The sequence below is a fragment of the Nocardia sp. NBC_01388 genome (assembly GCF_045040085.1).
GTDB lineage: Bacteria > Actinomycetota > Actinomycetes > Mycobacteriales > Mycobacteriaceae > Nocardia.
In genome coordinates, this window is the sequence record NZ_CP109553.1 from 1,526,186 (window position 1) to 1,549,397 (window position 23,212).

Consider the following 23,212-nt stretch of genomic DNA (forward strand, 5'->3'; position numbering starts at 1 on the left):
GCACAGGATACGAAGTGGTTCGCTCGAGCAGACCCTGGTTGTGGACGGCCCTCGCGGCGGCCGTGGTGGTGGGGACAGTAACGTGGGTCATGCGTCCCGAGCCCGTCGCCTGCCGCTCGGCGGCGCCGATCACCACCGTCCGCACCGAGCCCGCAGCAACAACTCCCAGTTCGGTTACCACACAGCAGCTCCCGCCTGCGCCGCAACCGCAGCTCGCACAGGCCCGCTTCTACGCCTTCAGTCCCGGCGTGGCGTGCTCACTGCCGGATCTGCCCCTCGATGGTTACTACGTCGGCGTACCGACCAGTGAATACGCCGACTCCTCACCCTGCGGCACCTACGTCAATATCGACGGCCCCCTCGGCAGCGTGCGCGCACAGATCGTGGACCGCTGCCCGGGTTGCGCACCGCACCAATACGATCTGAGCCGAGCCGCCTTCGAGGCCATCGCCGACAGCTCCGACGGTGTGGCGCAGATCAAGATCAGTCAGGTGGTCGACCCGAATCCCGCACCGGAACTGTTCTACCGGGTGCAGCAGGGCTCGTCGGCGGACTGGATCGGGGTGCTCTTCTCCGGTGGCGGCAACTCCCTGCGTGCGGTCGACCTGCATTCGGATGCGGGCGGCGACTGGAAGCCGCTGCACCGCGGTTACGACAACTACTGGACCATTTCGGGCGCCGGTCCGGGCCCGTTCACCGCCCGGGTCACCGATGTCTACGGCCACACCGTGGAGGTCCCCGGCATCGCCGTCACACCGGGGCAGTTGCGCTACACCGGAATTCGGCTCTACGACCCGGATCCGCCACCGGCCACCACGGTGGCCGCGCCGCCGCCACCGGTGGTCGTCACGACTGTGGTCCCGGCCCCATCGCACTGCAATTCGTGACGCGACGTACTCCTGCATCACACCGGGATTATGGCATCATCAACTGAAACGTGTTTCATTTTTGACCGTTGATGCGGCTTCCCGGGAGGCATTCGATGACGAAACCCAGCTTGGACCATTCCGAGGCGACCGAGTCCGGTGAGCGCCGGCGCAATCGCCGGCTGTCGCCGCGTATTTCGCGCTTGACCGAGGTGCCACAGGGGGCGATGGTCGAGCTGCCCGGGCGGGGCAGCACCTATGTGGTGGACCTGGCGGGCCCTGCCGCCGATTCGCCGACCATCCTGCTGCTGCACGGTATGGCCACCACCGCCATGCTCAACTGGTTCCCCTCGCTGCGCGAGCTCAATGAGCTCTACCGCGTGGTGCTCTTCGATCAGCGCTGGCACGGGCACGGAATCCGTTCCGAGCGTTTCGATCTCGACGATCTGGCCGATGACGCGATCGCGGTGGCCGAGGTGCTCGGCCTCGATCGCCCGGTGCTGGCCGGCTACTCCATGGGCGGCGTCATCGCGCAGCTGGCCGCGCACCGGCATCCGGACAAGGTCGGCGGAATAGTGCTGGCCGCCACCACCTATCGCTTCCAGGAGACCCGCCGCGAGCGGGCCTTCCACAAGACCTGGGGCCTGCTGGCGGCCTCCTTCGCCGAAACGGCCCTGCGCCGAACGGAATTGCACAAGCAGAAGCTCCCGGTGCTGCCGCAGGCGTCGTGGCCGGTGGGCCGGATGGATCGCTGGGCCATGGCGGAGATGCGCAGTACCAGCGGCTGGGCGCTGGCGCAGGCCCTGGCGGTACTGGGCAATTTCGATGCGACGGAATGGCTCTCGACGCTGAAGGTGCCGACGGCGGTGGTGATCACCACCCGAGATCGGGCCCTGCCCGTCTATCGGCAGCTGGAGATGGCGAAAATGATTCCGGGAGCGGAGATCTTCCTCGCGAAGGCCGGTCACGCGGCCTGCGCACTCGAGGCGGACGTCTTTGTCCCGGTATTCCTCGAGGCCTGTCAATCGGTGGTCGGGCGGCTCTAGGCGCTGGGGCTCAGTGCTTTTCGCCGGCTGCCTTGAGCAGCTCGGCGATCACCTCGGGGACGGCGTCGGCGATCTTCTCGACATCGGGCACCAGTTCCTTGGCGGCGATGAAGCCGAAGTCCAGGTTGCCATTATTGGAGATGACGGTGGCGGTGAGCCCGGCGCCGTGGAATACCGGCCCGAACGGATACATCGAGGACACCCGCACGCCCAGGAAGTACATGGGGAAGTTGGGCCCGGGCACATTCGAGACCACCAGATTGTGCACGACCGGATGGTGCGAGGCCAGCTTCAGTGAGGAGTACGCGCGCGCCGCCAGCTGAAAAGTGTTGGGCGGGGCGTACTTCGCCCAATCCTGCAGGAAGTCGGCGCCGATGAGATCGTGCTCCTCCTTGGCCCCGCGATTGTCCGCGGCAATCGCCTGCAGGCGTTCCATCGGATCGGCGAGATCGGTGTAGAGCCGCGCGAAAATGGTGGAGACCTTATTGGTGCCCGCCTCGTGCCGGGAGGTTTCGTGCACCGATACCGGAACCGAGGCGATCAGTGAGGTTTCCGGCAGCTCATCGTGCAGTTCGAGATAGCTGCGCAGCGCCCCGCCGACCACGGCGAGCACCACATCGTTGACCTTGACGCCGAACGCGGACTTTATCTCCTTGATATCAGCCAGGTCCGACTGCACGAAGGAGATCGAGCGATGCCGGGTGATTGCGTGATTGAACGGGGTGCGCGGTGCGGTGAACGGCAGTGCCATACCCCGGGTCTCGCCGCTGCCGCGCCGGCGCTGCACCAGCCCGGTCAGAATTCCGACGGTCTGCGGCACCATGCCGAACATGCCGAGCTTGCCCGGGAATTTGGCCAGGCCCTCGGCGGCCAGCACCAGATCATTCGGTTCCGCTTCGGCCGCGGGGGTTTCGGCGGGCGGTGAATAGGTCACGCCCGGTTCGAGATCGCACAGGTGCATCATCATATTGGTGCCGGTGATGCCGTCGACGATGGCGTGGTGGTACTTGGAGATGACGGCGACCTTATGGTCCGGGAAGCCCTCCACCACCCACATCTCCCAGAGCGGGCGGGTGCGATCCAGCGGCCGGCCTGCGATATCGGCGGTGATCTCGGCCAGTCCCCGGCGGCCGCCCGGTGCGGGCAGGCCGACCCGGCGCACGTGGTAGTCCAGGTCGAAGTGTGAATCCTGCACCCACACCGGATGATCGAGATTGAACGGCACATTGTGCAGGCGGCGGGTCATGGCGGGAATGAGGTACAGCCGCCGGCCGAGTTCGGCTTTGAAGCTGTCGTAGTCGAATTCGCCTCCGTCCGCGGTGGGGTCGAGTATCAGCAGTGCGCAGACGTGCAGGAGTTGGGTATCCGTTTCGAGATAGAGGAAGCTCGCATCGAGTCCGGTAAGTCGTTCCATACCAACACCCTATGAGAACTGGTTCTACTTTGCGCCCCGATTGCGGGGACCCGAAGGGCCGTTCCGAGGCCGGTTCGTTGCCTCAAAATAGCTTGTAGAGTGCAAGTTTCGCAGTGATACAGATGCACACCAATTGGGTATCTCTCCGGTAGGACTCGTTGCCGCACAGTCGCCTTCTCCCTACCTTGGGTCACATGGCCCGGTGATTTGTCACTTGTCACTGACAAGAGTCACCGGGCCTCTCACAACGGCGTGAGAGGGTGAGAACAATGGGCGACCGAAGGGTTGTGCTGACTGGAAAGTGGCGTATAGCTTGGGTTCTCGCCGCCATATTGTTGGTGGCGAGTGTGTTCTTCCCACTACCTCGGGCCCACGCGGACGCATGTACCGACGTGGACGTGGTCGTGGCGCGGGGCACGGGCGAACCCGGCTGGCTCGGCGACGCGGTCGGCGATCCGCTATACGGAATGCTGCAGAACCGGTTGCCCGTGAGTACGAATGCGTACTCCGTGAACTACCCGGCGGACTACAGCTTCGATCTGGGCGCGGGATCGGCGGATCTGGTGGGGCACTTGGCCGCTCAGGCGGCGGCCTGCCCGGCGCAGCAGTTCATTCTGGTGGGGTACTCGCAGGGTGCGGCGGTTGTGCACGCGGCCCTGGGCACCGGCGCGGTGTCCTGGTATCCGGGCCGGGTGCAGCTGCCCGGTGACCTCGGCGACCGCGTCGCGGCAGTTCTGCTGTTCGGTGATCCCATGCGGGCCATCGGCTGGAATGTGCCGGGGCCGTTCATGTCTCGAACCGGTGACTGGTGCACCGGCGGCGATCCCATCTGCGGAGCGGGTGTTGATGCCAATGCCCACGTCGCCTACGGGAGCAGCTTCGTCGGCGCGGTGAACTTCGCGGCCAACCACGTCGGTTGAAACCGGGGGAGGGGTAGTCCCGACTCTCGGGAGCTCTCAGAGGTTTCGCCCCTGAAACCCCTTGCATCCGAACAGTTCGGCCCGGTGCGAATCTCGCACCGGGCCGAATGCTTTTGCGCGGGAACCGTTACCAGTGCAGTCCCGGAATGCGGTTGGCAATGCGGGCCGCCGGGGCGGGCAGGCCCATCAGCGGTTGCACGATCGGCGCCAGGGCCAGCAGCGGGCTGCGCGATTCCTTCTTCTCGGCCGGTGCGGCGTCGCCGTCGCGAACCGGCTTGGTGGCCTTGGAATCTCCGAACATGTGGAAGCCCTCCGAGAGGATGGCGCGCTTCACCGACGGCATGACCATATCCACGATCTGGGCGAAAGTGCCGATGGGCGTATCGATGCGGCTGGGACGGTGCTCCAGCGCCCGCACCACGATATCGGCGGCCTGATCGGGGGAATGCACCGGAATGGACTTGTACAGGTCCGTCGGCGCGATCATGGGCGTGCGCACCAGCGGCATCCGCACCGAGGTGAAAGTGATACCGGCATCGGCATTCTCGACCGCCGCGATCTCGCTGAAATTGTCCAGCGCCGACTTGCTCGCCACATAGGCGGCGAAGCGCGGCACCTTCGTCTGCACCGCGATGGAGGAGATATTGACGAAGTGCCCGAAGCGGCGCTCCCGCATGGACGGCAGCAGGGCCAGGATCAATCGCACCGCACCGAAGTAGTTGACGGCCATGGTGCGCTCGAAATCGTGCATGCGATCGGTGGAATTGAGCACCGAGCGGCGGATGGAGCGGCCCGCATTGTTCACCACGAAATCGACGTGATCGTGGTCGGCGAGCACCTGCTTGACGAGCAGCTCCACCGACTTCTCATCGGTGATATCGCAGATGTAGGCCTGGGCCGCACCGCTTTCCGCACGCACCGCCGCGGCGGCCGCATCCAGATCCTCGGGTGTACGCGCCACCATGAGCACGGTCGCCCCGCGCTTGGCGACCGCGTGCGCGGTGGCCAGGCCGATGCCGGAGGACGCGCCGGTGACCAGCACGATGCGCTCCCGCAGTGGCTCCTTGCCGCCGCGGCGGGCGCGATCGGGGTCCAGGTGCGCCTCCCAGTAGCTCCACAGCTTGGCGGCGTAGGTGTCGAACTTCGGCACCTCGATGCCGGTGCCGCGCAGCTGCGCCCGGGTGAAGTCGGAGGAGAAGGCCGAGGCGAAGGCGGTGTGCGGGGCGACCTCGGCGGGAATGCCGAAGCGCTCGAGCACGAAATCGCGCACCGCCGGAACGCCGGGCAGTCCGCCGAGGGCGTGCAGCGCGGCATGGCTGCCGGGCAGCGTGCCGAAGCCTGCGGGCGCGCCGGCGGCGCGGGCCAGCGCGGCGTAGATCTGGCCGAACGGCTGCGGCTCCGGATTGGTGAGATGGAAGGTGCGGCCGATCAAACCCGGCTTGTTGACGAGTTCGACCATGGCGGCCGCCACATAGTCCACCGGAACGATATTGGTGGCGCCCAGATCGGGCAGTGGCATCGGCAGTTCCGACGGCAGTGCGGCCAATCCGGCAATGGCTGGGAAGAAGTAGTACGGCCCGTCGATCTTGTCCATCTCGCCGGTGCGGGAATCGCCGACCACAATGGCCGGGCGGTATACCCGCCAGCGCAGGCCGCGGCTTTCGCGCACGAGTTTCTCGGCCTCGAATTTGGTGCGGTGATATGGCGAATCGAGACGCTGCCCGAGATCGAAGTCGTCCTCGAAGAACTTGCCTTTGTGATCACCGGCGACGGCGACCGACGAAACGTGGTGCAGCACCGCCCCGATCTCGGTGGCCAGCTCCACTACTGCGCGCGTCCCCTGCACGTTCGCGGCGTAGGTGCTGTCCTCGTCGGCGGTCATATCGTAGATGGCGCCCAGGTGGATGACATGGTCGGCGCTGGGTGCGTCCAGCTCGCCGGTAATGCCGTCGCGCAGTCCGAGTCCGGGTGCGGTGAGATCACCGACCAGCGGGAACACCCGATCCTCGGCGCCCCAGCCGAGGGCCATCTCGTGCAGTTTGGCGACCGACGCCTCACGAACCAGCGCATGGACAACAGCGTGCGGGTCGCGATCCAGCAGACCGGCGACGACGCGACGGCCCAGGAACCCGGTACCGCCCGTGACGATGTAGGAAACCATCGTCCCCTCCTTAATGTACGAACATGTTGGTGCTCAACGTTGTTCGTCCGACATGCGTCGGTGGATGTGGACGATGAATAGAGAACGGCCCCCTAGCAGAATGTCGGGCCGAGGTAGGAACACCATCGTGCCTAACTGGTGAGTAACTTTACGGGGCGCTCATAGTGCCTTCAACCGAAACGGGGATTTCCGGCATGTGGGACTGGTCACCCGGTAGTAATTCGAGTGTTTGTGTGTAACAACGGGTTTGGTGTAACCGTCGGTGCACTTAGTTATTCGGACGTAACTGGTCAATTGTCCTGTGTGGCCGGTCACGTGATTTGCCCGAATCGCCCGGCTGAGCGGTACACGGATCTGCGCGTGTCTTATATGCCTGATCTGACGTTATGGTGTTTCGGTCTCGTCAGGAAAGAGCAGGCGATTGGAGCTGACACTCATGCCCGTCACGTTCTGGTACTCCCGAATCGTGTTCAGCGTGCTCGAGTTCTGGAACAACCTCGGCTACGAGATCGCCGGCGATCAGTACATCGCCGGCAGCGGCTTCGCCCGCGATGACCTCGGCTTCCACAATTTCGTCGCCGACGGCGTGGTCTTCCGCCCCGGGCACTGCCCGGCGAAGAACAGCACCGTGCACGATCCCGCCGACCTCTGCGCCGTCGTGCAGGCCGTCCACGGGGAGAGCCAGGTCGGCGAGGCCATCGACAAACTGCGGATCTACGCCATGCTCGGCATCCCCACCTACTGGATCGTGCGCGGCGACCAGGATTCCGACGATCTCGACGGCTTCATCAGCATGTACGAGCTGGTCGGCACGGACTACAAACTGACGGGCAGCCGCCGCGTCTCCCAGCTGCCGCAACCCGAGCAGCTCTCGATCGAGCGCGTGGCCGCCGCGGTCGAACGACTGGGCAGACCTAGAGTGTGAGCCCGTAGGTATCGGATGCGTTTGTGCGGTAGAAGAATTCGGCTTCCTGATCGGTGGCGTCGGTGCTGACCATATGGTCGACGGTGGCCAGCAGTTCCGGATAGCTGCCCGCGATCGTCTCGACGGGCATATTCGAGCCGAACATGAGCCGGCGCCAGCCCCAGAGGTGGACGCTGCTCTCCAGCCAGAAGCCCAGCGACTCCCAGCTCAGGTCGGGGCAGATCAGGCCCAGCCCGGAGACCTTGCACAGCCACTGGGTTTCCTTGGCGGCCAGGGAGAGCGCATTGTGCCAGGCGGTGCGGTCGTCGGGGGCGGTGCTCCTGGGCAGCCCGAGGTGTTCGAGCACCACCCGCAGGTTCGGGTATCCGGCGAGGAAGTCGATCCAGTCGAGCATGTCGTCCGGGCGGGTGACCAGATCGAAGACGGCATCACGCTCCTGCAGCCAGTGCGCGATGGTCTCGGCGGCGGGCGTGGCGGGGGACAGGCCCTGGAAGACCCGGATGCCGCGGAAATGCGCGCTGCGGGACTGCTGTTCGAGATGGTCCAGCAGGTCGGCCGCCGCAAGCGTGGGGTCCACGGTGGCCACGAGCGCGAAAGGCCGCTTGTCGGCGGCCGCGATCTCCTCGATCCAGCGGGTCTCGGCGAGGTAGGCCTGCGGCGCCGAGGTCGCGGAGACGTGCACCAGGCCGGCGATCTCGGCGCCCGCGGCGCGGTCGTAGTCGGGCAGCAGGAAGCGGCGGCCCAGATCGGGCTGTCCTGCGGCGCTGCCGAAGTCGCGTAGCTGCGGGTACCACTGATGGGCCGTCGTGTCCCAGAGGTGCAGGTGGGCGTCGACTATGGGGAGGGTGGGCATGGTGGCGTCTCCTTCACTGCATGGTGATGCCGCCGCTGACGCTGATCAGCTGGCCGGTGAGGTAACTGGCTTCCGGGCTCGCCAGCCAGCAGATGAGGGCCGCGACCTCATCGGGCCGGCCCAGGCGTTTCATCGGAATGGCCTTCTGGAGGGCTTCGAGCTTGCCGCGGTGCTGCGCCATGGTGTGGGTGACCATGCGGCCCTCGATGGGGCCGGGACACACCACATTGACCGTCACCCCGTGCCGGGCGACCTCGCGAGCCAGTGATTTGGCAAAACCGAACAGCCCCGATTTCGAGGCGGCATAGGCGGATTCGCCCGCGGCGCCGGCGCGCGCGCCGTCCGAGGAGACGAAGACCATGCGTGCCCCGGATGCCTGCTGCAGGGCGGGCAGCAGGTGCTGGGTGAGCTGCATGGGGCCGCGCAGGTTCACCTGGTGCATGAGGTCCCAGTGCGCGACTGTGCTGTCCAGGAACGGCTCCACGATCGCCGCGCCCGCACACTGCACCAGCGCCGAGATACTGCCGCGCACCGCGTGCGCGGCGGCCTCGATACTGTCGTCGCTCCTCAGATCCAGGTGCAGTGCACTGGCTTTGGGGCCGAGCTCGGCGGCCAGCTGCTGCGCCGCCGCCACATCGATATCGGCGATGATCACCTCGCGCCCGGCCGCCGCCAGCCGCCGCACCACCTCGCCGCCGATATCGCCCGCACCACCCGTCACCAGTACGCCGCTAGCGCTATCACCTTCACCCACAGCTTCACCTGTCATCAGATATTTGGCGCGGATACCCCGTTCACGAGTAGGAGGAAGCGCCGTCCTCCATTCCGTGTCGGTAGTAGCGGTTAAATTATCAGGCGTGGATGAGTTGGTGCGGTACAACTTTCGCTTACGGCCAGGCCGCGCCGCGGAATCTGTCCTACTGGCCGAGTGGCATCGCTGCCGGTTCCTGTGGAATGAGGCCGTCAATCAGCAGAAGTCCGGGAACAAACCGACCTTCGCCAAGCTCAGCAAACTCCTGACCGAGACCCGCGCGCGTAATTCGTGGCTGCGGGGCGGGTCGCAGGTTGCGCAACAGCAGACGCTGCGGACCTACGCGCAAGCGCTCGCTCAGTCGTTCACGGTGAAGGGGCGCGGGCGGCCGAAGTTCAAGTTGCGCAAGATGACGGAGCTGTCGTTGGAGTACACACGCCGCAACTTCAGCATCCGTGACGGTCGTCTCGTGCTGGCGAAGGGCATCAGCATCCCGGTGGTGTGGTCGCGGGAGTTGCCGTCCGAGCCGTCGAGCGTCCGGGTGACTCAGGATTCGCTCGGGCACTGGTATGCCTCGTTCGTCGTCCGCCGCCCGATCGAGTCCGCAGCGCCAGCCGACGGCGGTATCGGTATCGACTGGGGCGTTCGTGTCACTGCGACTCGAACTCGGAGACAGAACTTTCCGATGCGACCGCTGCGGGTTCACCGACGACCGGGATCGGAACGCTGCCAGAGTGATTCTGGCTGTGGCAGAGCGTGGCCGCACACGTGTCGACGACGTTGGACAGCCGAATCACCCCTTTAGCGGGGGTGATTCGGATGCGGTCTGAGCGTGGAATCCCTGCCTACAAGCAGGGAAGCGTTAAGAATAGTCTTTCAGCGACTGCGACTGATGTGCGACACAACTTCCGCGATTCGTGCGCGAAATTCCTCCGGGGCGAAGGTCGCGGCGTGCTTGCGGATGGTCTCCCGGTCGTAGTCCGCGGGGTCGAAAGCGCGCATGGCGCGGGCGAATCCGGCAATGACCTGCTCGTCCGTACCGTGCGCGATGTGCTCGCCGGAGACGCCGGGAATCACCGTGTCCAGCGCCCCGCCCTCGCCGACCGCGAGCACCGGCGCACCGCAGGCCATGGCCTCCACCGGGACGATGCCGAAGTCCTCCACGCCGGGCATGAGCAGCGCGCGGCAGCGGCGGTACATATCGAGCAGCACCTCATCGGAGGCCGGACCCAGGAAGGTGGTCTCGGGACCGGCCAGGGTTTCCAGCTGGCGGCGAAAACGCCCGTCGCCCAGGATCACCAGTCGCGCTCCGGCCCGCTGCGCCGCCAGAATGGCGAGATCCGGCCGCTTGTAAGGGACCAGTCGCCCGGCGAACAGGAAGAAGTCCTCGCGCTCGATGCCGGGGTCCGGCGAGAAGCGCTCCACCCGGACCGGCGGATTCACCACCGATGCCGGAATGCCCCACCAATCGCGCACCCGCTCGGCCACCGCCTGCGAGTTCGCGACCACATGTGCCAGCCGGGGCGCGGCCCGCAGCTCATGATGCCGGGCCAGTGCGCCCAGCGCAGTCAGAGCCAGCTGTCCGGCCGGACCGCCGCCCTCCTGCGCCCGGAATGCCTTGTCCCACGCCCACCGTGCCGGGCTGTGCACATAGGCCACCACCGGCGCGGTGGTGGCGAATGCCGCCTGGGTGGCGAAGGCGTGATGGCTCACCACCACGGCGTCGTAATTCTCCGCCAGCGGCAGTCCGCGCAGCACCCGCGGCACGAAGGGCAGCAGCGGTGCGTGCGATCTGCGCCCGGTCGCCGCGTAGGCCCGCGACAGCCACGTGTGATGCAGCGTCCCGATCGGCTGATCGGCCCCGGTGGGCGCACCGCTGGTAGCGGAAAAGCGTTCGCCCGCAGCAGTGTCGGTGAATCCGGTGTCCTCGGCGGACATGCTCGCCGCCGCCAGCAGCGCCAGTGTGCAGGGTTCGTCGACGATGGGTGCGAAGACCGGCGCACCGGGCCAGGTCTTCATGAATTCCGCGACCACCGCCTCCGAACCGCCGTACTCGGTGAACCGCTCGTGGACGATCGCAATGCGCGGCGCATTCATCGGTGTGTACCTCTCACAGATCCGGCAGGCGGCGAGGGAAAGCAGTGCGGCGCAGGGCGGGAGCCACGGGCCGGCCGTTGAGCAGGCCGTCGACGGTCCCGTGTTCCAGGGCTTTGCGGTAGACGACGGCGGCTTGCGCGCACGCGTCGACGGTGAGGTCGATATCGGCATCGGTGTGTGCGGCGGACACGACGAAGGACTGCCCCAGCACGCCGCGCTCGAGGAGCTCCTGCAGGAAGAGCGTCCGATAGGGCTGGGAGGGTAGGTCTTCCGGGTCCTTGGTGTGGAAGACCAGGCAGGAGGGGCGACCCAGGACCCGGAGGTGGTCGGCGATACCGAGGTCGGCCGCAATGGCATTGACCCCGTCGGCAAGTCGCCGCCCCGCGTATTCCATCCGCCCGATGGGGTCAGTGGTCCGGTACGCCTGCACGACCGCCCGGAACGCTGCGAGAGAGCCGGTTTCGGGTCCATGGGTGGTCGAGAGCAGGAACACCCGGTCGGCGTCGGTCCGCAGCCCGCCCAGCTCCATGTATTCGCGCTTACCGGCGAGCGCCGAGAGCGGAAAACCATTGCCCATGGCCTTGCCCCAGCAGGACAGATCGGGCCGTACACCGTAGAGCTGTTGTGCGCCACCGGAAGACCATCGGAACCCGGTGATCATCTCATCGAAGATGAGCAGCGCTCCGTGCCGATCACACAGTGCCCGAACGCCTTCCAGGAAGCCCGGTGCGGGTTCGGCCAGCGCCGTGCCCTGCTCCAGGATCACGCAGGCGATCTCGTGTTCCGTGAGCGCCGCCTCCAGCGAGGGCAGATCATTGAAATCGAATGTCACCGTGCAGGATTCGGGGATGCCCGCATTCATCTCGGTGGTGCCGATGAACCAGTCGTCCACGGAGAAGAACGGCTGATCGCAGATCGCCACCGTCTCCCGTCCGGTGGCCGCGCGCGCCAGCCGCACGGCGGCCGTGGTGGTATCGGACCCGTTCTTGGCGAATTTCACCATATCCGCGCCCGGTACCAGGCTCAGGAAGTCCTGTGCGGCAAGCAGTTCCAGCTCGGTCGGCCGGGAGAAATTGACCCCCTCGGCAATGGTGCGTGCCACCGCCTCCACCACCGGTGCGTACCCGTGACCGAGCGTGACCGAGCGCAGCCCCATCCCGTACTCGACGTATTCGTTTCCGTCGCAGTCCCAGACCCGGGCGCCCGCGCCGCGCACCAGCACCGGCGCCATGGAGTCCGGATACTGATCGGCCCCGCGCGCATAGGTGTGCGCTCCGCCCGGGACCACCTCGTGCAACCGGGACTGAATCTCATTGCTGCGGCTGAAATCACGCATGCGGCGCACCCCCGGTCGTCACGGCCCACAGGTCGTGATCGGTGGGGTGTCCGGAGCGTCCGACGAATCCGCGCATGGTTCCCTCCTTGAGCAGTCCCGCGCGTGCGGTGACCGCGGCCGATGCGGTGTCCCCCGATTCGATCTCCGTCGCCACCCGGAACAGGCCGAGATCGTGGAACGCGTAGTCCAGCAGTGCGCGCAGTGCCGCCGACCGCACATCGTCATCGGCGCGGGCCGGATCGGCCCAGACCTGGATCCGGGCCCGGCGATCGAAGAGATCGAGATCGAGCAGCCGGACTTCCCCGGCATAGCTGCCATCCACATCGATGACGAGCAGTAGGCCATTCGGTGCGCGTACTCCCGCGGTACCGCGGAGGAACTCCCGCCACCAAGCGAGATGGCCAGTACTGCTGGGGAATTCGCTTCCGGCGGCAATGGCGTTACGCCGTGCCGCACGCCAGGCCGCGCCGTCGGCGGGCCGGAGCGTGCGCAGGGCCGCGCCATCGACGCCCGGCACCGGCAGCACGAGTGCACCCGCGGGCCATCTCCGCCGAACGGACCGCCACAGCTGCCCGGCGCGATAGCGTGCCGAAACCAGGGCGATCGTCGACGCGGCGGGCATCCGGTCCGGTAGTGCCGCACCCGGCGGCACCGGCCCGGCGCGGCTGGCCAGGACCCATTCGATCCAGGTCTCGGTGAATCCCTTGGGCGGTATATCCGCACGCGTCATGGCCCACAGATCATGGTCGGTTCGCGCCCCGCCGACATCGAAATGCAAGACCATCCGGGCTTCCCTGGTGAACCAGATCTGCGCCGCACCCTGCGAGGCCGCCCGATTGCCGGGTGAGATGGGCGCGGTGATCCGATCCAGCCCGAGCACGTCGAAACCGAAGTCGAGAATCGACGCGACGGCCACACCGGCGAATCCGTGCCGTGCCACCTCCGAATCGATCCAGATCCCCATCTCGCCCTGCCTGGATCGCTGATCGATGCCGCCGATCTCCACCTGCCCGGCGAATCGGCCGTCGATTTCGATGACGGTGGCGATGCGTCTGCCCGTGCGTGCGGCGGTCGCCGCCTCCAAACACTCACGCACCCAGAGCGCCTCGGTGTGCCGCTGCTCCCATTCCAGTGGCGAGGTATGCCAGAAGGGTTCGATGAGGGCGCGATCGCGCAGCCGCAGCCGGCGCCACATCGTGAAATCGGTGAAGCGCGGCGGTCGCAGCACCACCGCGCTGCCATGCAGGTGTGCCGGTCCCAGCCGGACCCGGCCGAGCCCGGTGCTCATGCGGTGGGCCGCTGCTTGCCCAGTGACGAGGTCTTGACCGCGCCGTCGGTCCCCACCGAGAGCCGCCAATACGCACCTGCCGAATCCTTCATCACGATGCCCCCATCACTGCGATCGGAAAGATAAGCGCCACTGGGCAGCAGGGCTGATACGACACTGCCGCCGGGATCCTGTGCTTGGAAGACATCGGCGCCGAGCTGGCTGGCCTGGGCCACCATGGTTCCGGAGAATCGCGCCCCGTGAATGCGCCCGCGCCCGATGACATGCCAGCCGTCCGGAAAGGAGTGCGGGTCCACATCTTCGAAGGATCCGGAGATGAGATTGATGGCGGTGCCCTCCGGCGCGCCGGCCGCATCGATGCGAATCTCCACCGGCGGTGCGTCCAGGTCCGGATCGAACTGCACATTCGCCAGATACGGCTGCCGGCAGTAGATCAGGTCCAGGCATACCTGGCGGGCCGCCACCTTGCAGTTCACCATGCCGAACTGGGCGGGCCCGCCGCCCTTCGCGCCGATGGACAGGGCCGTATCCGCCCCTTCGAACCAGACATTGGTCAGCCACCAGTCATTGGCGGGGCCGTCCACCACCAGGTGTTTATCGGTGGTGCGCGGATCGTTGTCGGAGACGAATTCCACATTGGCGAAGGCCATTCCGGCATTGTGGTCGCCGCCGGTGCCGAGCACGCCGATGTGATTGTTGGTCAGCTTGGAGGAGGTCACATAGTTCTGAATGCACGAGGTGACGATGCCGTAGCCGAAGTTGTTGATATCGCAATTGATAATGGCGGTGCCGCCGGTGTTCTGGTCGAGCACCACCCCGCGCTGATCGAAGTAGCGCGGTGCGTTATCGCTGAGGTGATTGCCGCGCAGCACCACCGAATCGAAGGTGCAGCGGAAGCAGTCCGAGAGCCGCACCGCCGTGGCCTTCGTGCCGGAGAGGTAGAAACCCATGCGGGAGAACCGAACCCGCTGTTTTCGCTGCAGGGAGATGAGTGTGTCGTCGCCCTCGTAGACAATGGTGGTGGCATCGCCGCCGTCGCCCAGCACGGTGGCGTAATCCGGCAGTGCCGGAAAGCTTTTCACCACATACTGCCCGGCCGGCAGATAGAGGACGAGAGGTTTGCCGCCCACCGCGGCGGCGGCCGCCAGCGCCGCGGTGTCATCGGCCTTGCCGTCGCCGACCGCGCCGAAATCCTTGACATTCCGGGCCGCGGGCGTGTCGGTGACATGCGGCGACCGGAATTCGGTATCGGAAGAGTCGTCCTTGGCGCAGGCCGCCGCCATCGGCAGCAGTGCCGCCACCCCCAGTCCTGCGGCCAGCATTCGCCGGCGGCGCACCCCGGCATCGCCCGGCGTGCGCTCGTCTCCGAGCCCCCTGTTCTCCTCGATCACCGTTTGACCAGGGCCAGCGGGCGCTGCAGCAGCTCCCGGAAGGCATGGCGCGGCCGCGAGAACACCACCGCTCCGATGAGCCGCTCATTGTTGTGCCCGAAGGTGGCGAGCGCGCCGCGCACCTGGCTCGAGGTGGTGTGCCCGAGTTCGATGACCCCGATGGTGGCATCGCAGCGGCGTGCCAGGGCAATGGCATCGGCGGCCGTGCTCACCGGCGCGGCTTCGACCAGGATGTAGTCGAATTCGCTGCGCAGCTTGGACATGATGTCGCCGAAGCGATCGGAATCGAGCAGATCCGGGGTGCGGAAATCGAGCCCGCCCAGGGCCAGCAGGCTGATCCCGACCTCCGGCCAATAGGTCACCGCGTCCACCGGGGAGGAGCTGCTGCGCAGCAGCTCCGACAGTCCCGGTGCGGCATTCACCGGAATCAGCTTGCTCGAACCCTGCCCGGAGGTGTCGGCATCCACCAGCACCACGCTCGCGCCGGTATCGGCGAGGGCGCGGCCCAGCCCGATCGCCACATCCGGCTCCGAATGCGGGGACAGTGAGGTCAGCAGCACGGTGGTGCGTTCCGGGTCCTCGGTGAGCCGGGTGCGCAGCCGCCGCAGTTCCCCCGCCGCGCCGGGGCGGCCGTCGTCGATGATGCCCAGAATCGGCACCGGCAGCATGCCTTCCAAATCCGAGGAGGTGTGCAGCCGCTTGTCGAGGCGGTCGCGGACGAAGGCCGCGCCCAGTCCCAGGGCCAGTCCGGCCAGGATGCCGAGCAGGTACAGCCGCTTCTTCTGCGGGCTGGTGGGCGCTGTCGGCGTCTGCGCCTTGTCGATCACATCGACGCGCGCCGCCGGAGCCGCATCGGTCTGAATCAGTTCGAGCTTCGAGACCAGCGCCCGGAACTGCGAGACCACCTCATCGGTGATCGTGCGCGCGCCATTGGCGGTGGAGTCGGTCGCCGAGATGACGATGATGGTGGTGGCCGGCGGTGAGGCCGCGGTAATGCGGCCGCGTAGATCGTTCACCGAAGCGGTCAGTCCCAGTTGATCTTTCACGTAGGTGGCGACCGTGACGCTGTTGGCCAGGTCCACATACGAGCGCACCCGCTGCTCGGCGGCCAGGCCGCCCTGATAGGAGTCATTGACCGAGGTGCCGGTCGCCATGGACACGTACACCGAACTCGAGGCCGTGTACACGGTGGGCAGCGTCCCCGCGTACGCGTACGCGCCCCCGCCGCACACCAGGACCGCGACCACGATGATCGGCCACCGTCGCCGCACCAGGTGCCAGTAGTCCATCAAACCCATTGTGCTGTCCTCGTTTCCGCGGGTGGTATCGGTGCACTCGAAATTTCGTCCACCCGTCTTCGGTATTCACCGACGACCAGATAGGCCAGCCAGGCCAGCACGACGGCCTGCAGATTCTTGCCGACCGTTTCGACGGTGCCCAGAATGCCGCGCTCGAACAGCACCGGCACCTCGATGAGCGCCAGCCCGAGCACGGCCATGCCGATGAAGCGGCTGTAGAGGGAGTGGATCCAGACGATCAGCATGACGAAGGTGAACGTCACGCCCAGTGCCACACCGACATAGCCGCCCAGCACATAGCCCTCGCTGATATTGCCCTCGGCCAGCGATACCTGCACCGTGGACATATCCACCGAGGCGCCGCGCACCTGATCGGCCCAGGCCGCGCCGGATCGGAACTTCTCCGCGCCGAGCAACTGGGTGGGGACGAGACTCTGCAGGGCGTGCTGGGCCACCTGGCCCGGTGTCAGCCAGGAGTGCGGCCCGACGTACCAGGCATCGGTGGCGGCTTCCAGCAGATCGAAGCGCCGCAGAATGCTCAGGAAGGGTTTCACCACCGCCGGATACTGCGAATCGACGAGCGCTGCTTGGGATTTGGCTTCCGTCGTGGTTTTGAGGGACTGCAGCCAGCCGAACGCGCCGACCGCGATTCCGGTAAGGCTCAGCACCCCGGCCACTTTGCCGCGCGTCCAGCCGGTCATGGCGAAGCGGACCGCGATGGCCAGCGCCGCGCCCATGATCGGCGTCTTGGACTGCACCACGGCGGTCCACACCAGTTCACCGCAGGTGAGCGACCCGACCACCAGTGCGGTGCTACGAGCGCTGTCGCTGCGGAAGAACACGATCAATCCGATGGCGCCGAGCGTCGCCAGAATCGAGACCAGGTTCAGGATCGGATTGGGGCTCTCGAGCTCACCGGCGCTGCCGCCGCTGCCGCTGGCGACGGCGGCCAGCCGGCCCAGGGTGCCGATGCCGTAGAGCAGGAACAGGGTCTGCGTGAAGACCGGGTTGCCCGCGAAATATGCTGCGCCGCCGGTTTTCTCGTTGATAATGTGCTCAGGTCGCAGTCTGGTCCACACCGCGTAGGCGACAACCAGTCCGGCGTACACCCACAGTCCGAACACCACCGGCTTCAGGACCAGGGCAATGCTCGCGTCGTAGCCGTAATCGGCCAGTCGCGGATCGGGCACATTGTCACCGAAGTTCGGCTGCGGCTGTACCCACAGCAGGACCGCCGGGCGCGCGACATAGGAAAGCGACCAGTGCGCACTCTGTGCGATCAGGAACACCCGGGCCACTCCCGGGAGGTACATGGCGGCAATAACCATGGTCGCCAAGGCGCCGGCGACAAGCAGAACGTGAAATTGCGCGAGGGCCATCAGCTCTTCTCCATCACCCATATGTTCGCGCCGGGTGGCCCACCGTTACTCATTCCAGGGTGTCGACGATCTCGCGCGCGCGGTCCAGGTAGCTGTGCCCGCCGCCGACTATGCGGCGGTAGCCCGCCTCGGCGACCTTGGCGACCTGATCCGGATACCGCGCGCAGCGCGTGAGGATCTCATGCAGTTCGGTCGGGCCGGAGAACAGGAAGCATTCGGACTCGTCCTGCAGCAGCTCGGCGTGCTCATCGGTGCGCTCGCCGACGAAAAGCCCACCAGCGGCGGGAACTTCGAAGGTGCGGCAGGTGTGGGTATCGCGGTTGCCGGAGTTCAGCAGCACCAGATTGGCGGTGACCGAGGCGACGGCGGTGGAGAAGTGCTCACCGTAGGCGGGGCCGCCGACCTGCGCGGCGGTCTGCCGGAGTGCGGGGATGCGCCGCCAGCCGGGACCGCGTAAGAGCATGCCGCCCTGGTATTCCTGGGCGAGGGACACCAGCAGGTGCTGGCGGTCCGGGCGCACCGCGCCGATGAAACCGAGCAGGAAACGCCGCGCCCCGCGCTGGGCGCAGGGGTGATGCCAGGCCGGATCGTAGGCGCTGCGAACGAATTTCACGGCGCGTGCGCCCCGGGCTCGCAGCTCCGGGACATTGTGCCATTTGGTGGTGATGATGAGGTCCCACTGTGATTCGCAGGCCAGGTACGCCGGACTGGTGTTGTACGGATTGGACACGTCGTCGGGGCTGTAGTGCACATGCTGCCCGGCCGGGGTGTCCAGCAGTCGGTGCTGGTTCAGGTGGACGGACTTGAATGCGAACAGCACATCGGGATTGAAAGCCGCTGCTGCGGCCTCGATCTCCGCGTGAACGGCCTCCACATCCCAGGGCGCGCGCCGGCGTGCGATCTTCGAGTACACCCACGGCGGCGACAATCGCGCGGGCAGGGTGACCGCGGTGGTATCGATCACGACCACCTCGTGCCCCGCCTGCCGGAAGCCGTCGGCCAGCGAGCGTGCGTTGCTCCCCACCCAGTCGTCTCCGACGAAGAGTAACTTCACGCCAAATCCCCTTTGCGCAATAAGACGGCGGTGGCCTGGAGCGCCCCGCTGCGCACCGCCCGTTCCCGGACGATGAGCCACCGCATTCGGATGATGTACCACACCGCGACACTGATTTCCGCGGATAGGGTGCCGTAGACGAGCGTCCACACCGACTGGGTGCGGGCCGCGGCGGTGAGCGCGACGAGAGCCACGCAGGTGCCGATGATCGCACCGATGAGCACCCCCAGTGTGTCCCGCTTGACCGGCAGAATCGCGGTTGTCACATAGGACGAGATGGTGGTGGCGGGAAGGATGAGGACCTCCACGCGCAGCATCGGGATCGCGCCGTTGAAATTGTCGGTGTAGATCAGGTGTATCAGCACGGGCGCCAGGACCCATACCGCGACCACCGCGAGGCAGGCGGCGAAGACGCAGGCCGCGAGCGCCTGAATCGAATTGCGCCAGAAGGATTCATGCGTGCTGCGCCGGGCCATACGAGGCAGGAGGGCGAAGCCGATGGGGTCCAGGGACGACTGGATCGCCCGGATGAGCCGGTCGCCCGCGGAGTAGAGACCCAGCGACGCCGCCGAGAGCACCGCGCCGTACACGGCTGCCGAGCCCTGGCCGTATCCGGTCACCAGCAGCCGTGAGGTGAAGACCGGTGCGGCCATCCGAAGCATGGCCACGAGACCGTGCGGTCGTGTCGGACGACCGTAGGTGTGCAAGGAATCCCACCAGGTCAGCCCGACCGGGGCGACCGACGAGATGAGCAGGCAGGTAACGGCGAGCGAGGGGTTCGGGAAGCGCGGGAGCAGCACCACCAGCAGGACCAGATACCCGATCCGCCCGATCCCCTGATACATGGTCGATCGCCCGAACCGGCCCTGCCCGATGAGCAGCCAATCCTCCGAGGTCGACCAGAACCCGCCGGCGAACAGGCCGAGCAGCGCCATATGCAGCTGCGGTGGCACCCCGATCGCCACACTCGCCAGCAGTGCGGTGCCGAGCACACTCAGAGTGGTGCCGCGAACCGCGAGATACGTTCCGCGCATGCGGTTCACCTCGATGCGGCTGGACACCTCGTCGTGCACCCGCGCGGCCAGAAACGAGGTGATCCCGAGGTCCACCATGAGCGACCCGATGAAATACGACGACATACCGATCGCCAGCAGACCGGTGCCGTGCGGCCCCAGCGTCCGCGCCAGCAGCGGCACCGTCACCAGCGTGATGACGTACTGCCCGTACTTGCCGAATGTCACCAGCCCGATATCGCGCAGAATGCTGCCGATGGTGCCGAGCTTGCGCCGAGATGGTTTGCGGTGTCTCCCATGGCCCGAACGCTGCGACATCTCCGCACCGGATGGCTCGGCCCGCACCGCTGACGGCGCATACGCACCGGTCGCATCCCGCAGCGGCGCGGGTTCGGGCTCGGGTTCACCGAGGACCGCCGCGCTGGCAGCGGCTCCGCCGTCCACGAGCCCCACTGCGTCCATGAACAATTGCGCAGTGTCCGGCCCGGCGGCCGAAGCAGCGCGCCCAGCCCCGTTCACAGGCACCGGCACACCCGAATGCGAGGGACTGCCGTTCGCCGTCGCCTCGCCGGGCTGAACGTCCCGGGCTCGGAGAGCACTGCCACCGGAGTACGCACCGCTAGGTGGTGGCGAACCAGGCTGAATGCCCTGGCTCGGTACAGAACTGCTGCCAGGGTACGTGCCGTTCGTGTGTGGTCCGCCGTGCTGAACGGCCGGGCCACGCAGAGAAGTGTCGCTCGAGGCCGGAGCGTTCGCTGGTAGGCCGCCCGGCGGTACGTTCCATGCGGGAACGGAACTGTCGGTGGCGGGCATAGCCTCTGCCGACCGGTCGGCGGGCAGCGGTGGTCCCGCGTAGGGAGCCCAGCCATTGCGCGGTCCCGCGAAACCCGAAGCGACGCGGGGAATTCTGGGAACTCCGGGAGCAGCGCCGCGGCGGGGATCTGCGCCCGAGTGGTCGGGGAGGACTGGTTCGGCGGCGGGGGATTCGCCGGGCGCCCGCTCGTTGTCGGTGGCCAGACTGTGGCGCATGATGCGGCGCTGGCGGAGTTTGGAGAGGGTGTAGAGGGGTGTGGTGGGTGGGTCGTATACCGGCGGGGGTTCGGGTTGGTCATCCATGGCGCCACCGGGATCCGGGGAGCCGGGTCAGGAAATCGGTGACCGCGCGGGCGGATTCGGCGATATCGAAATCCCGGGCGCGGAAGCGGGCGGCCTCGGCGAGTTTGGCGCGCAGTTCCTGGTCGGCGATGAGGGTGTCGAGGGCGTGCGTCAGCTGGGCGCGATCGCCCGCATCCACGAGCAGGCCGTTCACGCCGGGGTCCACGATCTCCTCCGGACCGCCGGGACGGGTGGCGATGACCGCGCAACCCGCGCGCATGCCCTCCACGACCACCTGTCCGAAGGGTTCGGGCAGCACCGAGCAGTGCACGAGGATATCCGCGTGCCGCAGATAGGGTTCCGGATCTTCGACGTGACCGGTGAAGGTGACGGGCAGGTCCAGCGCGGTCGCGTGCACCTCGAGCTCCGCGCGATAGGACTCTTCGTCGAAGAAGGTGCCCCCGACCAGAAACACCTCGCGCGGCAGGATTCTCGCGTCCGCCAGGGCGCGCAGGAAATGGTCCTGCCCCTTCCACGGGGCGAGGCGGCCGACCACGGTGATGACGGTTTCGCCGGCCGGGCGCTGCTCGGCGCGGGTGATCGCCGCGCTGCCCTGCGCGAGATCGGTGAACTCCGGGGTATCGAATTCGACTCCGGGATAGGCCACCAGCGCGCGCCGCCGCCAGGTGTAGAGCGAGGCCAGGGTGCCACGGCTATTGGCGATACAGCCGCGCGCGACCAGCCAGCCCAGCAGTCGGATGGCCGGCGCCAGCCAGCGCCCGAAGTAGTCCGCCGAAATCCGGTCGTGCACCTGCCAGATCAGCGGCACGCGTGCGCGCCGCGCCGCCACCGCGCCCATGAGCAGCGCTTTGGTGCTACCAGCCACCACCACCGTCGCCTCCAGTTCGCGGACCGTGGCGCCCAGCGCCCAGCCCAGTCGAACCAGTCCCGCGCAGCCACTGAGCAGACTGCGGAGACCGGCCTTCTGGATGGTCATCGCTCTGGAGTCGAAATCATTGCGCACCAGTCGGGTTTCGATCCCGCGCTGTTGCGTACGCCGCACCATCGGCCCGTCCTCGGTGTAGATCACCGCGGTGTGCCCCTGGGGCATGGCCGCAACCAGGCGCAGCGTGGCGAGTTCGGCCCCGGAGGGAGCCGCGGTATGGGCGAGGAAGACGGCCTTCACAGGTTCACCCGGCCAATTCGGCGTAGATATCCAGATGCCGGTGGGCGGCGATGTCCCAGGAGAAGGTTTCGGCATGGGCGCGGCACTTCGCCGGATCGGGCCGGGTACCCGACAGGGCGTCGGCGATACGGGCGCTCAGGGCCCCGGCATCGCCGGGCGGCACAATGAGTGTGGCATCGAGGTCACGCACCGAATCCGGTAGTCCGCCGCAGTCGGACACCACGGGAGCCCGGCCTGCCGCAAGGGATTCCAGCGCGATGAGTCCGAACCCTTCGAGCGCGAGCGACGGCACGACGGTGAGATCGGCCTCGAGATAGAGCGCGGTGAGTTGCTCGTCGGTGACCGGCCCGGTGAAGACGATCGAGCTGTCTCCGGCCGCCGATTCGCGCAATTCCGTTTCGGCGGTACCGGTTCCGACGATCACGAGTCTCGCCTCGGGATGCGCGGCGACAACCTCGGGCCAACCGCGGATGAGTACGTCTATACCCATGCGCCGTTCCAGTCGCCGCACGCAGAGCACCATGCCGGTGGGTTGCGTGGCTTGCGGTGGCGGGAACCTGCCGAGGTCGACCCCCGGCGGAACGATCAGCACTTTGTCCTCGGCCACGTGGTAATCGTCGATGAGCAGTTGCCGAAAGTGGTTGGACAGCACAATGAATCGATCCGCTCGCGCGTATCGCAGCCGCTCGACGAGATACTTGGCTCGTACCGACCGATCACCCTCTCCGGCCATTCGGCTCTCCGCCGCCCATGGTCCGTGAAAGTGCACGACCAGCGGATTCCGCCCGAGGGGCGAGGCCCCATACAGGGCGAAATGTCGATCCACCACCGTTCCCCGCTTCAACTCCCCGCGATCCAGATAAGAAGTCCGTACCCGCCACCCAGTGGACCGACCGGTCGGGCCCCATGAGCCCGCGCCGATAGGCGCAGCACCGAAAGCTTGTGCGGTAACCGATATTTCCGGAATCCGCGCCAATGCGGAATAGAGATCGGTGAAGTACCGATTGAGCCCACCAGGTGCTGCGGAAAACCACTCGGACCCGTGCATATGCACGCGAAGCGGCTCAGCCAACAACCCTCACCCCCGGGTTTGTCACCCACTCGGACCGCGGTTGCGGCCCGAACGCCCTTGCAGCGCA

At 66.8% G+C, this 23,212-nt stretch carries 19 protein-coding genes; 5 read left to right on the top strand and 14 right to left on the bottom strand.

The features are described from left to right. Positions 1–89: 89 nt before the first annotated feature. Together OG716_RS07065 and OG716_RS07070 are read left to right on the top strand one after the other, a co-directional pair. Positions 90–887 (top strand): expansin EXLX1 family cellulose-binding protein, encoded by a 798-nt coding sequence (locus OG716_RS07065; protein WP_405136885.1) that lies wholly within the window; start codon positions 90–92, stop codon positions 885–887. A 95-nt stretch (positions 888–982) separates the two neighbouring features. Continuing rightward, complete coding sequence (locus tag OG716_RS07070) at positions 983–1,912, top strand: alpha/beta fold hydrolase (RefSeq protein ID WP_405136886.1); 930 nt, start codon at positions 983–985, stop codon at positions 1,910–1,912. Positions 1,913–1,922: 10 nt separating this feature from the next. On the opposite strand, the gene OG716_RS07075 is transcribed toward OG716_RS07070, so the two are convergent. Beyond that, complete coding sequence (locus OG716_RS07075) at positions 1,923–3,326, bottom strand: WS/DGAT/MGAT family O-acyltransferase (RefSeq protein WP_405136887.1); 1,404 nt, start codon at positions 3,324–3,326, stop codon at positions 1,923–1,925. 269 nt (positions 3,327–3,595) lie between these two features. Between OG716_RS07075 and OG716_RS07080 the strand changes: the two genes are divergently transcribed. Continuing rightward, the gene (locus OG716_RS07080; RefSeq protein ID WP_405136888.1) at positions 3,596–4,246 is read left to right on the top strand and encodes a cutinase family protein; all 651 of its coding nucleotides are present in this window, start codon (positions 3,596–3,598) and stop codon (positions 4,244–4,246) included. A 127-nt stretch (positions 4,247–4,373) separates the two neighbouring features. Here the strand turns inward: OG716_RS07080 and OG716_RS07085 are convergent, their stop codons facing one another. Further along, complete coding sequence (locus tag OG716_RS07085; protein ID WP_405136889.1) at positions 4,374–6,407, bottom strand: SDR family oxidoreductase; 2,034 nt, start codon at positions 6,405–6,407, stop codon at positions 4,374–4,376. Positions 6,408–6,843: 436 nt separating this feature from the next. Here OG716_RS07085 and OG716_RS07090 point away from each other — a divergent pair, with 436 nt between their 5' ends. Beyond that, on the top strand, positions 6,844–7,332 hold the full coding sequence (locus tag OG716_RS07090; protein WP_405136890.1) for a hypothetical protein: 489 nt from the start codon (positions 6,844–6,846) through the stop codon (positions 7,330–7,332). On the opposite strand, the gene OG716_RS07095 is transcribed toward OG716_RS07090, so the two are convergent. Next, positions 7,322–8,185, bottom strand: a complete 864-nt coding sequence (locus OG716_RS07095) for an amidohydrolase family protein (RefSeq protein ID WP_405136891.1) — start codon at positions 8,183–8,185, stop codon at positions 7,322–7,324. The genes OG716_RS07090 and OG716_RS07095 overlap by 11 nt on opposite strands. Before the next feature lie 13 nt (positions 8,186–8,198). Then, positions 8,199–8,939 carry an SDR family NAD(P)-dependent oxidoreductase gene (locus OG716_RS07100; protein WP_405136892.1) on the bottom strand — a complete coding sequence of 247 codons (741 nt, stop codon included), beginning with the start codon at positions 8,937–8,939 and terminating at the stop codon, positions 8,199–8,201. Positions 8,940–9,505: 566 nt separating this feature from the next. On the opposite strand from OG716_RS07100, the gene OG716_RS07105 reads away from it, so the two are divergent. After that, positions 9,506–9,766 carry a zinc ribbon domain-containing protein gene (locus tag OG716_RS07105; RefSeq protein WP_405136893.1) on the top strand — a complete coding sequence of 87 codons (261 nt, stop codon included), beginning with the start codon at positions 9,506–9,508 and terminating at the stop codon, positions 9,764–9,766. Positions 9,767–9,812: 46 nt separating this feature from the next. Here OG716_RS07105 and OG716_RS07110 read toward each other — a convergent pair whose 3' ends face one another. The 10 genes from OG716_RS07110 to OG716_RS07155 all read right to left on the bottom strand — a co-directional run bounded on the left by OG716_RS07110 (position 9,813) and on the right by OG716_RS07155 (position 23,121). Continuing rightward, entirely contained in the window at positions 9,813–11,033 is a 1,221-nt protein-coding gene (locus OG716_RS07110) for a glycosyltransferase (RefSeq protein WP_405136894.1), read from the bottom strand. Positions 11,034–11,046: 13 nt separating this feature from the next. Next, a complete protein-coding gene (locus OG716_RS07115) occupies positions 11,047–12,369 on the bottom strand; it encodes a glutamate-1-semialdehyde 2,1-aminomutase (protein ID WP_405136895.1) in 1,323 nt (440 codons plus the stop codon). After that, on the bottom strand, positions 12,362–13,657 hold the full coding sequence (locus OG716_RS07120) for a GNAT family N-acetyltransferase (protein ID WP_405136896.1): 1,296 nt from the start codon (positions 13,655–13,657) through the stop codon (positions 12,362–12,364). Before OG716_RS07120 ends, OG716_RS07115 begins: the two co-directional genes overlap by 8 nt. After that, complete coding sequence (locus OG716_RS07125) at positions 13,654–14,979, bottom strand: glycosyl hydrolase family 28-related protein (protein ID WP_405139563.1); 1,326 nt, start codon at positions 14,977–14,979, stop codon at positions 13,654–13,656. Before OG716_RS07125 ends, OG716_RS07120 begins: the two co-directional genes overlap by 4 nt. A gap of 65 nt (positions 14,980–15,044) precedes the next feature. Beyond that, positions 15,045–16,337 carry a GNVR domain-containing protein gene (locus OG716_RS07130; protein WP_405136897.1) on the bottom strand — a complete coding sequence of 431 codons (1,293 nt, stop codon included), beginning with the start codon at positions 16,335–16,337 and terminating at the stop codon, positions 15,045–15,047. After that, on the bottom strand, positions 16,337–17,725 hold the full coding sequence (locus OG716_RS07135; RefSeq protein WP_405136898.1) for a hypothetical protein: 1,389 nt from the start codon (positions 17,723–17,725) through the stop codon (positions 16,337–16,339). Before OG716_RS07135 ends, OG716_RS07130 begins: the two co-directional genes overlap by 1 nt. A 49-nt stretch (positions 17,726–17,774) precedes the next feature. Further along, a complete protein-coding gene (locus tag OG716_RS07140) occupies positions 17,775–18,779 on the bottom strand; it encodes a glycosyltransferase (RefSeq protein ID WP_405136899.1) in 1,005 nt (334 codons plus the stop codon). Next, positions 18,776–20,110 carry a lipopolysaccharide biosynthesis protein gene (locus tag OG716_RS07145; RefSeq protein ID WP_405139565.1) on the bottom strand — a complete coding sequence of 445 codons (1,335 nt, stop codon included), beginning with the start codon at positions 20,108–20,110 and terminating at the stop codon, positions 18,776–18,778. The genes OG716_RS07140 and OG716_RS07145 overlap by 4 nt, the downstream gene beginning before the upstream one ends. A 790-nt stretch (positions 20,111–20,900) precedes the next feature. Continuing rightward, entirely contained in the window at positions 20,901–22,073 is a 1,173-nt protein-coding gene (locus OG716_RS07150; RefSeq protein WP_405136900.1) for a glycosyltransferase family 4 protein, read from the bottom strand. Positions 22,074–22,077: 4 nt separating this feature from the next. Beyond that, the gene (locus OG716_RS07155; RefSeq protein ID WP_405139567.1) at positions 22,078–23,121 is read right to left on the bottom strand and encodes a glycosyltransferase family 4 protein; all 1,044 of its coding nucleotides are present in this window, start codon (positions 23,119–23,121) and stop codon (positions 22,078–22,080) included. Between the last annotated feature and the right edge of the window lie 91 nt (positions 23,122–23,212).

Bases quoted from the DNA above. Each gene is read 5' to 3' on its own strand.
- OG716_RS07065 (WP_405136885.1), top strand. From the start codon at position 90: ATGCGTCCCGAGCCCGTCGCCTGCCGCTCGGCGGCGCCGATCACCACC.
- OG716_RS07070 (WP_405136886.1), top strand. From the start codon at position 983: ATGACGAAACCCAGCTTGGACCATTCCGAGGCGACCGAGTCCGGTGAG.
- OG716_RS07075 (WP_405136887.1), bottom strand. From the start codon at position 3,326: ATGGAACGACTTACCGGACTCGATGCGAGCTTCCTCTATCTCGAAACG.
- OG716_RS07080 (WP_405136888.1), top strand. From the start codon at position 3,596: ATGGGCGACCGAAGGGTTGTGCTGACTGGAAAGTGGCGTATAGCTTGG.
- OG716_RS07085 (WP_405136889.1), bottom strand. From the start codon at position 6,407: ATGGTTTCCTACATCGTCACGGGCGGTACCGGGTTCCTGGGCCGTCGC.
- OG716_RS07090 (WP_405136890.1), top strand. From the start codon at position 6,844: ATGCCCGTCACGTTCTGGTACTCCCGAATCGTGTTCAGCGTGCTCGAG.
- OG716_RS07095 (WP_405136891.1), bottom strand. From the start codon at position 8,185: ATGCCCACCCTCCCCATAGTCGACGCCCACCTGCACCTCTGGGACACG.
- OG716_RS07105 (WP_405136893.1), top strand. From the start codon at position 9,506: ATGCCTCGTTCGTCGTCCGCCGCCCGATCGAGTCCGCAGCGCCAGCCG.
- OG716_RS07110 (WP_405136894.1), bottom strand. From the start codon at position 11,033: ATGAATGCGCCGCGCATTGCGATCGTCCACGAGCGGTTCACCGAGTAC.
- OG716_RS07115 (WP_405136895.1), bottom strand. From the start codon at position 12,369: ATGCGTGATTTCAGCCGCAGCAATGAGATTCAGTCCCGGTTGCACGAG.
- OG716_RS07120 (WP_405136896.1), bottom strand. From the start codon at position 13,657: ATGAGCACCGGGCTCGGCCGGGTCCGGCTGGGACCGGCACACCTGCAT.
- OG716_RS07125 (WP_405139563.1), bottom strand. From the start codon at position 14,979: ATGCTGGCCGCAGGACTGGGGGTGGCGGCACTGCTGCCGATGGCGGCG.
- OG716_RS07130 (WP_405136897.1), bottom strand. From the start codon at position 16,337: ATGGACTACTGGCACCTGGTGCGGCGACGGTGGCCGATCATCGTGGTC.
- OG716_RS07135 (WP_405136898.1), bottom strand. From the start codon at position 17,725: ATGGCCCTCGCGCAATTTCACGTTCTGCTTGTCGCCGGCGCCTTGGCG.
- OG716_RS07145 (WP_405139565.1), bottom strand. From the start codon at position 20,110: ATGTCGCAGCGTTCGGGCCATGGGAGACACCGCAAACCATCTCGGCGC.
- OG716_RS07155 (WP_405139567.1), bottom strand. From the start codon at position 23,121: ATGCACGGGTCCGAGTGGTTTTCCGCAGCACCTGGTGGGCTCAATCGG.